The sequence below is a fragment of the Candidatus Margulisiibacteriota bacterium genome (assembly GCA_028706105.1).
Lineage (GTDB): Bacteria > Margulisbacteria > Riflemargulisbacteria > GWF2-35-9 > DYQY01 > DYQY01.
In genome coordinates, this window is record JAQWCF010000072.1 from 1 (window position 1) to 10,014 (window position 10,014).

A 10,014-nucleotide genomic window follows, 5' to 3' on the forward strand; every position below is an offset into this window, starting at 1 on the left:
TATCTAAAAAACAATAACTAAATTTTAGACACTAACCCCTTGCTAAAAACTCTTGTATCCTAGCAAAAATATCGTCTCGAGCGATCCTAAAATAAGCCAACAATTCCTCATCTGTCCCTTGATTTTTTCCAGGGTCGTCAATAGGCCAGTGTTCTCTGCGAACCTTACCTGGGAATACAGGACAAGACTCGTTCGCAGAATCACATAAAGTAATCACTGAACTAAGTTCTGATAAACGATACTCCAACTTCTTTCCGTTTTCATCTATCAGAGCCAACGCATCTTTTTCAATGTTCATAACACCCAGCTTCTTAGAAATAAGTCTTTTATCACTAATATTAATTTCTGCTAAAACTTTTATTACTAAAGGATGAACGCTTGTTGCGGTTGCTCCAGCACTGATAACTTTAAGCTTATCTCCAGCAAGGCTCCTAAAAATAGCTTCAAACAACTGAGATCTGCTTTTATTTTCAGAACAAAGAACCATGACAGTATCGGCCTTGGCGATGTTTTTAAAAGAATAATATCCAACATCAGAAAATGGAAGAATAACAGTTGTCGCAATATTGCCAAGATGAGAAACAAGTCGTTTATAGTAACGAGCTAATAATGCATAAACAACAGCTTCTCTAGCTTTCATTTTGCTATTAGCAATATTCTGAATAACTTCTTCACACTGCTTAGCTAAAATCTTTTTTTGATTACCTATTTGTGCTGCTAGCTCCTCATCTGAATTCAAAAAAGCTTTTTTTGAAGAAATAAACATCTCAGAAATTTGTTCGTCTATTTCACCTAAAAACTCTCGATAAATCTCTTGATTAACTGGTCCCTTTAAAAGACCCCTTACTTCACTTACGTTTTTTATATAATCGCCCAACCTCTCTGCATCTTTCGTAACATTAATCATTATCAAAGAAGCAGAAACATCAGCGGCTGGCTGCAATGCAAGATGTTCCAACACCCTTGTCCTAATATTTCTTTCTAGTTGATTAATGTCTCTATCCATCGCATAAATCTCACTGTGCATATCTTCTCTTGTGTCATCTACAAAAATGAACCACTGTGCTTCCTTGTACATTTTTTCCGCAAGTTCTAACATAGAGGCAAAATCATCGTGAACTTTATCAATAAAAGCCTTACCCTTCCAGATATCAAATAAATTCTTAAACATTTGCTAATCCTCCTTTTGGATGTTGTGCTAAGTAAAAACCCTAAAGACTAATATTAGCAATGAAGGCAAAATAAAAAAAGTAGTAATAACATAAATAAACGCATATCTTCGTTTTCGAAAGGCAAGTTCTCCAAAAGCTTTCGCAAGTTTTAATGGTATTTGCCTAATAGGCTTGATAGGATAAATCAGTATTGTTCCTGCTACATTAAACAAAAAATGAACAAAGGCTATAGTAATTGCTGAGATGTTTCCCGTAGCAAAAGAGGCAAGAATGGCAGTTGTTGTTGTCCCAATATTTGCCCCAACAACTATGGGGAAGACTAGTTCTAAAGAGACAATTCCGGCTGCTATTAAAGGAACTAACAAGGAAACAGTTATGGAACTACTCTGAACAAAGATAGTAATAAAGAGCCCTAGAAGTATGCCCCAAATGCTGTGCGTACCAAGGATATTATCGAGCATGGTTTCGGCTTTACTCATTATCAATGTCTTCATTATTTTTACAATGTAATACAAAGATATAAATAAAATCACAAAAGACAACAAAACCATTAATATAGAAGCAAAATTACCACTAAGCTGAAAAAAATCTTTTAATACTGATTCTAAGAAGTTTATTGTTGGAGCTGTCATAGTTTTCACCGGACTTGTATATTTAATGCCACCTGAATTTACAAAAACTTTAGCAAGAAAAACTGCTGATTTCTCAAGAAAACCAGTCATCAGTTCTAAGGGAAAAAAGATTATAACGCAGATTAAATTAAAAAAATCATGCACAGTTGCACCAGCAATAGATCTTCTAAACTCTTCTCTTCTTGTAACGTTAGTAAGCGCAACCATCATACTGGTGACAGTTGTGCCGATATTTGCGCCCATAATAATAGGAACAGCATTCCCTACCGTAAGTATCCCTGACCCTACAATTCCCACTACAATACTGGTTGTTGTGGAAGAACTTTGAACAATACTAGTTGCGAGTATTCCAACAAAAAGCCCAACAAAAGGGTTGGAGGTAGTTGTTAACAGAGCATTTGCAAAGCCTTCTCCGAAACCTTCAAAGGCAAGACCCATAAGGCCAATACTTACCAAAAACATATAAAGAAAACCCAAAACTGAGGCTAATCGTATGCCAACCAATACTGTATTTGATTTTCTCTTTCTCATTACTTGAACAAGTGTAGCAAAAATTCAATAAAGCAAAAATATAAATTTCTAAATGAAATAAAAGCTTAATATTTCGTAATCTTTTCGTAACAATTCACCTCCTTTTATTAAGACTATTTCTCGCTATATATGTTAAAATTTAAACTCATGACTGATAAAGATATTCATTTATGCCCACTATGTAACTCTTCAAGTAAAAACTTTTGTAACCAGCACTTCTATCTATGTTCTGTTTGTGACGGAATATTTCGACCAAGAGCTGACTTGCTAGGTTTTGTCGCCGAAAAAAAAAGATATGAAACACACAACAATGACGTCAATGATGCCAGATACCAAAATTTTGTATCGCCAATAACTAACGCTATTCTTAAGGAATACTCCAAGAACGAAAGTGGTCTGGACTTTGGGGCAGGAACGGGACCAGTTATCTCTAAAATATTAATTGATCACGGATATAAGATAAAAAAATATGACCCTTTCTTTCACAATTTTATCGAACTACTTAACGATAAATATGACTACATTGCTTGCTGTGAAGTGATAGAACATTTTTATGATCCTAAAAAAGAGTTTCTGTTACTAAAAAACCTACTGAAGCCCAAGGGTGCTCTTTTTTGTATGACAGCTATTTATGATGACTCTATAAATTTTGATAAATGGTACTATAAAGATGACCCAACTCATGTATTTATTTACCAAAAGGAAACTATTAAATGGATACAAAATAATATTGGTTTTTCTAAAGTTATTGTTAAAAATAAACTAATCAAATTTTATTTATAAGTTTTGTTATTCTTTTAATTCGCCATAATATATTCTTTGCAACTCTAAATACAAAATATCCCTTTGTTTCACACTATTTTGATAGTTCGATTTTTCCACTAGTCGGATAAATTCCCTAGCATCATTACTGTTGCCTGACTCAAATAAAGCACTAACGCTTGTATACTTAGATTCCTTGTCCTGAAATAACATCAAACAATCACCAGATAAAAATTCATCAAGTGCTTTCTTGTCTCTAGAAATAATGTCAATGTTATCATTAAGTATCTGCTCTACTCCTAGCAAAATTTCGGCATATTGAACCAAAGATTCTTTGCTTTCGCCTGCTCCTAACATAAATCTAAGGCTCTCTCCGCAACATGAAACAGCTGACTCAATAAAACCAAAACCACTTCTTGTATTAACTAACAGCTCATTGTTTCTCACCCGAGAAAGATAAACACTTATAGCATATAACAAGCCTTTTTGTACCTTATCTGAAATAATCCCACCTTTCATATATTGAGGAAAGTATGGTGCGTATTTAAGGGAAATATAAATAAGCTTGGGGTCCTGATTCTCTTGCAAAAACTTAAGTTCTCTTTCACCATAAAGTATCTTATTTATTTCTCTTAACATTTTATAGAGCAAGTTTGCATTAACTCTTGCCCTACTGACAAATTCAGCATGAACATTGGGACCCAAAGAAAAAAGCATTTTAAAATAACGATCTGCTATGCTACCTCTAACAACGTTAGTGCTGGCTGTTCTTTTTTGAAGGTTATCACTTATCTCACTCTTTCCAGAATCATAAACATTTATAATTGCTCCATTGAATTTATCTGTTCCTAAACTACCAAACTTTGCCAAACTCTGTAAGGTCACAACAATCAACTTGTTTTCTAATATTAATTTTAAAATTAAAGGACTATTAAGTAACTCTAAAACTTCCCCGTCATACATGCCATGTGTGGAAACATCTATTACGAGATTAAGTTTTGTGTCTCTTAGAGAAAAATCAATCCCTGACAAATCATCAATTATTTTTTGCACTGTTACATTTTTAATTAGCACGCTGTTTGGATTATTGGGATGCATATCAAAAAAAGCTATGTCGCCATAAAAGCCATTATGATCAGCAAACTTTTCAATAACTTGCTCTTTTCCAAAAATGTCCTTGAACATCTCAGGCATTTCATAATATACGTTTTCATCTACTACAGCGGAAATATTTCTAACCAACTTAGGCTTTAATTCCTGCATCATCTCTGATAACGCCGACATGCCACTATTATATATAAAGGAATTTCTTCTTAACCCTGGAATATCTAAAATACTATCTTCCTTAAGATACTGCTCTGCTGATTGTTTGGTATCAAAAACAGCATGCAAAATAGCTAATTCTTCAGCAATTAAAAGATATTTAAACCTTTCTTGTTTAATTCTGGTTGATGACTGATCAATATTATTATGATTAGTTAATATGTTTTCTAATCTTCTTAAAACTCCAGAAACAAACTCTTTCTGAACATCATTTAGCTCATTATAGGTGTTCTTAATATCTGTTAATGCTTCTTTTACCATCCCTGAAGACAAATGCCGAACAAACTCTACTTCATCTAAAGAGCGAACGCTCTTCTTGCTAAAATTTTCTAACAATTTCTCAAGAGACTCTATAGCATTATTTGTTGCTCTTTTTTTTACATTAAAATACTCTGCGGCACCTTTTAGCTGTTCGTGCGTTAAGGACTCTGGTGTTGCTGGTTCCACTTTTCTCATTAAGTTGTTAGCCAAAACCCTGGCATCAAGAATTGCGCCATGCCTAGATAACAAACTTTTTAAGTTTCCAAATTCTCCTCTTATAATCAAAGGTTCCATTGTTAAAAGACCACAACTTTGGCCATATTCAAAGATTAGTAAATTGTAATCTTTAACCTGAAATCCTTTCAAGTATTTCAATAACACATCATTAGCAATTGCTTTTTGCTTCTTTGCTATTTCTTTATCCTTAGAAAAAACTAATTCTACAAAAAAGTTACTGCCTGAGACATCTTTTGAACTCTTTAAGAGATCCTTGATAGCTTGCTTGATACTCAGACCTAACTTTTCATCATTGCTATCACCCATCTCAATAACTATTCTATTATGAAAATTATCCACAAATTTACGATTAATAAAAATAGTGTCAGCAGCAAGCTTGTTCCCTTCAAACCTTAAACCAGAGCTATTTAAGAAGCTCAATAACGCCTCTTGGTTCTCCCGCCCCCTTGAATAGCCTCGTTGAGGGAAAAAGCCATTTTCAGGAAAAGCTATCGGAGCATTAACTTGGAGATACCCAGTAATTTGAGCAAGAAAAGATTCAACCATAGCACTAATTTTGCATGTTTCTTCGAAAGATAATCCTTGCGAATGCACATAAGTCTGGAGCATCAGCTGTTTGTAATAATCATACATATCTCTAGTAATAGGCCCCATTTTTTGTGACTCAAAAGATAGAAAAGTAGTCACTGCTTTTTTAATTGATTTAAGGTAATCAAGGCTAACTACTTTAAAAAGCATACAATTATCCCTCCTCTATATAAATATATCGTACGGAAGACTGCTTATTCCACGTTAACTACGTATTAAGTTTATATTTTCTTTATTTTAAGAAATAAACTTGGAGTGTACGCTGTTTTCCTCATCCAAAAAGGAATTAGCTTTTCAACAGATGCTAGCCTGCTTTGTCCCACAACTTTCTTTAATAGCGGAGACCTAAGTAGCGATGAATCAACTTTTGCAACAACAATAAACCCATGTTGCGATAATTTTTCACTAATATAGATAGGGTGAAAATTATAAGTAAGACCTTTTATGCTTCTATTCTCTGGTGTTCTTGTAAAGGGGTTAAGGGCATCCTTCTTTCCTAATAATTTTCTTATTATTTCTAACCAATTTCTTTTATTAGCAACTTCCAAGATAAATTCTGCATCTTTTTTTAAAACTCGATTTAGCTCCTTAAAATATGTATCGGGGTCTTCCACATGATGCATTACCCTTACAGAACAGCCACCATCAAAGGTTTCATTATCAAACGGTAGCTCATAAAAACTTCCTTGAACAAAACTAAGGTTCTTGTTTTTTCCAAGTTTTTCTTTAGCGCTAGCTAAAAGTTTGTCGGAATAATCAAGAAGAGTTGCTTTCTGGGAACGGTCCTTATATACAGGCGCCAATCGGCCAAAGCCAGCACCAAGGTCTAAAAAATTATCATAGCTGTCAGCAAGAAACTTTTGCAAAACATCCTTCTCAACCAAATCCTCATATTGTCTACTTCCCCAAAAGTCAGCCTCGTACTCGGTATCGTTATAATCAGTTATGTTTCTCTTTGTTGTCATTAGAACCCTTTTTTCTCTACCATTTCTGTTGCTTTTTGGATTTGTTGAATTATACTCTCTGGCAAACCCTGAATCTCAATATTCAAAAACCCTCGAATAATTATATTTTGTGCCTCTTCTTCTGTTAACCCTCTAGACATCAAATAATTAAGTTCATCTTGAGATATTTTTCCTATTGCAGCTTCATGCGTAAGCTCTGCATCCGGAGTCTCTGTCTTGAGCTCTGGGATAGCATGTAAAATAGAATCCTCCTCTAACATCAAGGCGGAACACTCAATGTGTCCCTTTGTCTTTCCAGCTTTGGACTCGATAATTGCAGGCATTATAACTGTGCCACCTGAGGTTACGTTTCTACTAATAATATCTGCACTAGAGCCTTCCCCTTCTAAAATAACTTTACCTCCCACATCATAATATGAACCCCTTGGAGCAAAAATAACTGAGTTCATAAAACATTTAGCATTTTTACCAACCACAACAGTTGGGCAAGACTTCATTCTCTTTACAGCCTCAAAAGTAATATAATTAGACATATACACAGAATCTTCCTCTTGCTTAATAGCAGTTACAGGCAAAACCTCTGTATCTTTATTCCAATCATGAATCATGGTATATGTTAATGTGGCACCTATACCCACATACATTTCAGTAACAGCTTTATGGAAATTCTTCTTCGATTTACTATCAACAGAGCAACCGCTAACTATATGTAGCTCAGCACCTTCCTCTACAACAAATAAATTATGAATCTTCTGGTCTAAATCGTTTTGGTTAATCAAAAAACATGTCTTTAATGGAACTATATTTTTTGAACCTTTCTTAGCCAGAACAAAAATACCATTGGTGTCGCCTTCAGCAAAAACTTCCTTGGTAATGTCGTTTTTGTCTTTAGCCACCAAATTCCATAATTTATCTTTGTATTGAGGATACTTCTTCATTGCAGCTTTTAACGGTAAATATTCAACATCTACTAGCCCAACGTCTTTATGATGAGCTGTTTTGTTTTCAATAACTATTCCACTTTCACTCACAATTTCTTGTATATTATCTTTCACTTCACACCCTTATATCTTACAATCCGCACAAGCCTTAAACCCGTGTTCTTGTATCGTCTTAAACATATCATTCGGATTACCCATACACACTATCTTGCCGTCCATCATCATATAGCCTTTGTCTGCTGACAAATAGTCCAAAATATAGCCAGTGTGAGTAATAATTAAAGAGCTTCTGATTCTCTTTTTTAGGTGTCCCTCTTTAATTAGAGACCTAGCAACTTGACCGACAATCTTCATGTTCTCTATATCAACACCTGACTCTGGTTCATCTAGCATGATAAAGTCTGGCAACTGAATCATTAACTGCAAAAGCTCGCTTCTTTTACGTTCTCCGCCTGAAAACCCGTCATTAATATCTCTACTAACCAATGCTTCTAACTTTAATGTCTCAATATAACCTTTATGAATAGAATAATTATCCTCATTTATTTTCTTTAAAAAAGACTTTAAATTTACACCTTTAATTGCAGGTGGATGCTGAAACATAACACCGATGCCAGCGCTTGCCCTTTCATTAATAGGAAGAGTTGTAATATCCTGACCTTTGAAAAAAATCTGACCAGACTCCACTTTGTATTGAGGATAGCCAAGGATTGCCATCATTAAAGACGACTTTCCGCAACCATTTGGTCCAAACATTACATGAGTCTCTCCAGCAGGAATAGTTAAATTAATCCCCTTAAGAATAGTTTTTCCTGCTATGGAAACAACAAGGTCTTTAGTTTCTAACATCTTAAAGCAATTATAGGTTATCCGTGTATCAAAAACAAACGGTTATTCATTTGCATCCTAAATATTATTTGCTAATATATTTAAATATGAAAACCATTCCCTACAATACACAAAACATCTCATTGTTAGATAAATTTAAAGTTTTTCTATCGCTTTCAGACCCATACCTCACTCAAGGGCCTGCCATCAAGAAATTTGAAGAGGAAATTGCAGAATATTTAGATGTTAAACATGTTATAGCTGTTTGTAATGGAACAGCGGCACTACATATAATTAACCTAGCAGTAGGATATGTAGAAGGCGAAATAGGACTTACTTCCCCCAACACCTTTGTGGCAACTTCTAACGGAGTAGTCTATTCTGGTGGCATTCCAGCTTTTTCAGATATTAGTGATTCCGACTTCAATTTAGACATCATGAATATCAATATACCTAAAACTGGCAAACTTAAAACTATCTCGCCTGTCCACTTCGGAGGATTTCCTGTTGATTTAAAAAAACTTAGAGAACTGCACCCTAACTCAATAATTATCGAGGATGCTGCCCATGCTATTGGGAGTGAATATTTTGATGGCAATAGTTGGCAAAAAATTGGTAGCTGTAAATATAGCGATGCTAGCATTCTTTCGTTTCATCCTCTTAAAAACCTAACTACTGGTGAAGGCGGAGCAATAACGACTAATGATGATGAACTTGCTGAAAAATGTCGAGTACTTAGAACCCATGGAATAAAAGGAACGCAATCCAAAGAAGCGCCTTGGTCATATGAAATGCAAAATCTTGGCTTTAATTATAGAATAACTGATTTCCAATGTGTGCTTGGCTCTTCTCAATTAAAAAAGCTTGATAAATTTATTGCCCAACAAAGAAAAATTGCCGAATATTATCAAGCTAACTTTATTAATATTGATGGCGTTGATTTCGTACACGAACAAAAGTGGCAAAAAAGCAGTTACCATTTATTTACGCTTTTGGTAGATTGGCAGAAATTTAATATTTCTAGAGCAGAGTTTATGTTGAAATTAAGAGAGAAAAATATTCTAACTCAAGTCCATTACATCCCAGTCTACAAACATCCTTTCTACAAACAGTTTAATATTAACGAAAAAGATTTCCCTGTGACTGAAAGTTATTATGAAAAAACTATATCTATTCCTTGTTCTTCTAAAATGAAAATAGCTGACGCTAAACGAGTTGTTAAGGAGATAAAAAACTTATTGTTATTATCTAAATAAGGCAGAAACCTAACATTATTCGATTTTCATTTTTACAGCATATTCTTTTAATTTTCTATATAAATTCATCATAAGCTCATAACCATTTAACTCTAGTTTAATATTTTGTATTCTTTCCTCAATACTATCAGGATACTCATGAGACAAAATATTTCTTATTTCCCTCAGCTTATCCCAATCATCTGCAGACTCTATAATCTCAAGTTTCTCCAATATATTTACAACATCTTTCATGGGAATTGTATAATCATTAATCTCTTTTAATTCAAACAAAACATGTTTAAATAACTTGGAGCCAATCTTGTCTTGTATTTTCGAGAAATTAAACAAAAAACTATTTATAACTCTTTGGTTATCGTAATTACAAAAATAATCTTCATTTAGATCCGCCACAATAATATCAGAATAGTCTTTGTTGCCATTTTCTATCATTTTATCTATTAACTTAAAAATTTCTTTTAATTTTGGCATATAATAACTCCTTCTTTTTTGGCAATAACATCAATAGCTCTATTATC

The 10,014-nt window shown here is 33.9% G+C and carries 9 protein-coding genes; 2 read left to right on the forward strand and 7 right to left on the reverse strand.

The window, feature by feature from the left end; translation table 11 throughout:
• Positions 1-31: 31 nt before the first annotated feature.
• Together PHF25_07520 and PHF25_07525 are read right to left on the reverse strand one after the other, a co-directional pair.
• A complete protein-coding gene (locus PHF25_07520; protein MDD4527864.1) occupies positions 32-1,171 on the reverse strand; it encodes a PhoU domain-containing protein in 1,140 nt (379 codons plus the stop codon).
• Between the two features lie 27 nt (positions 1,172-1,198).
• Positions 1,199-2,335, reverse strand: a complete 1,137-nt coding sequence (locus PHF25_07525; GenBank protein ID MDD4527865.1) for a Na/Pi symporter — start codon at positions 2,333-2,335, stop codon at positions 1,199-1,201.
• A gap of 147 nt (positions 2,336-2,482) precedes the next feature.
• Between PHF25_07525 and PHF25_07530 the strand changes: the two genes are divergently transcribed.
• Complete coding sequence (locus tag PHF25_07530) at positions 2,483-3,118, forward strand: methyltransferase domain-containing protein (GenBank protein ID MDD4527866.1); 636 nt, start codon at positions 2,483-2,485, stop codon at positions 3,116-3,118.
• A gap of 6 nt (positions 3,119-3,124) precedes the next feature.
• On the opposite strand, the gene PHF25_07535 is transcribed toward PHF25_07530, so the two are convergent.
• The 4 genes from PHF25_07535 to PHF25_07550 form a co-directional block, all read right to left on the reverse strand.
• Entirely contained in the window at positions 3,125-5,656 is a 2,532-nt protein-coding gene (locus PHF25_07535; protein ID MDD4527867.1) for a hypothetical protein, read from the reverse strand.
• 71 nt (positions 5,657-5,727) lie between these two features.
• Positions 5,728-6,471, reverse strand: coding sequence for a class I SAM-dependent methyltransferase (locus PHF25_07540; protein MDD4527868.1), 744 nt, complete (start codon positions 6,469-6,471; stop codon positions 5,728-5,730).
• Positions 6,471-7,526, reverse strand: a complete 1,056-nt coding sequence (locus PHF25_07545) for a SufD family Fe-S cluster assembly protein (GenBank protein ID MDD4527869.1) — start codon at positions 7,524-7,526, stop codon at positions 6,471-6,473. Before PHF25_07545 ends, PHF25_07540 begins: the two co-directional genes overlap by 1 nt.
• 9 nt (positions 7,527-7,535) lie before the next feature.
• Positions 7,536-8,261, reverse strand: a complete 726-nt coding sequence (locus PHF25_07550; GenBank protein ID MDD4527870.1) for an ABC transporter ATP-binding protein — start codon at positions 8,259-8,261, stop codon at positions 7,536-7,538.
• A gap of 23 nt (positions 8,262-8,284) precedes the next feature.
• Here PHF25_07550 and PHF25_07555 point away from each other — a divergent pair, with 23 nt between their 5' ends.
• Complete coding sequence (locus tag PHF25_07555) at positions 8,285-9,496, forward strand: DegT/DnrJ/EryC1/StrS family aminotransferase (protein MDD4527871.1); 1,212 nt, start codon at positions 8,285-8,287, stop codon at positions 9,494-9,496.
• 15 nt (positions 9,497-9,511) lie between these two features.
• Here the strand turns inward: PHF25_07555 and PHF25_07560 are convergent, their stop codons facing one another.
• Positions 9,512-9,967 carry a hypothetical protein gene (locus tag PHF25_07560; GenBank protein ID MDD4527872.1) on the reverse strand — a complete coding sequence of 152 codons (456 nt, stop codon included), beginning with the start codon at positions 9,965-9,967 and terminating at the stop codon, positions 9,512-9,514.
• Positions 9,968-10,014: the final 47 nt, after the last annotated feature.

What these genes read in the sequence shown, in the direction of transcription:
- PHF25_07520 (MDD4527864.1), bottom strand. Translation starts at nt 1,171, where the DNA reads ATGTTTAAGAATTTATTTGATATCTGGAAGGGTAAGGCTTTTATTGAT.
- PHF25_07525 (MDD4527865.1), bottom strand. Translation starts at nt 2,335, where the DNA reads ATGAGAAAGAGAAAATCAAATACAGTATTGGTTGGCATACGATTAGCC.
- PHF25_07530 (MDD4527866.1), top strand. Translation starts at nt 2,483, where the DNA reads ATGACTGATAAAGATATTCATTTATGCCCACTATGTAACTCTTCAAGT.
- PHF25_07535 (MDD4527867.1), bottom strand. Translation starts at nt 5,656, where the DNA reads ATGCTTTTTAAAGTAGTTAGCCTTGATTACCTTAAATCAATTAAAAAA.
- PHF25_07540 (MDD4527868.1), bottom strand. Translation starts at nt 6,471, where the DNA reads ATGACAACAAAGAGAAACATAACTGATTATAACGATACCGAGTACGAG.
- PHF25_07550 (MDD4527870.1), bottom strand. Translation starts at nt 8,261, where the DNA reads ATGTTAGAAACTAAAGACCTTGTTGTTTCCATAGCAGGAAAAACTATT.
- PHF25_07560 (MDD4527872.1), bottom strand. Translation starts at nt 9,967, where the DNA reads ATGCCAAAATTAAAAGAAATTTTTAAGTTAATAGATAAAATGATAGAA.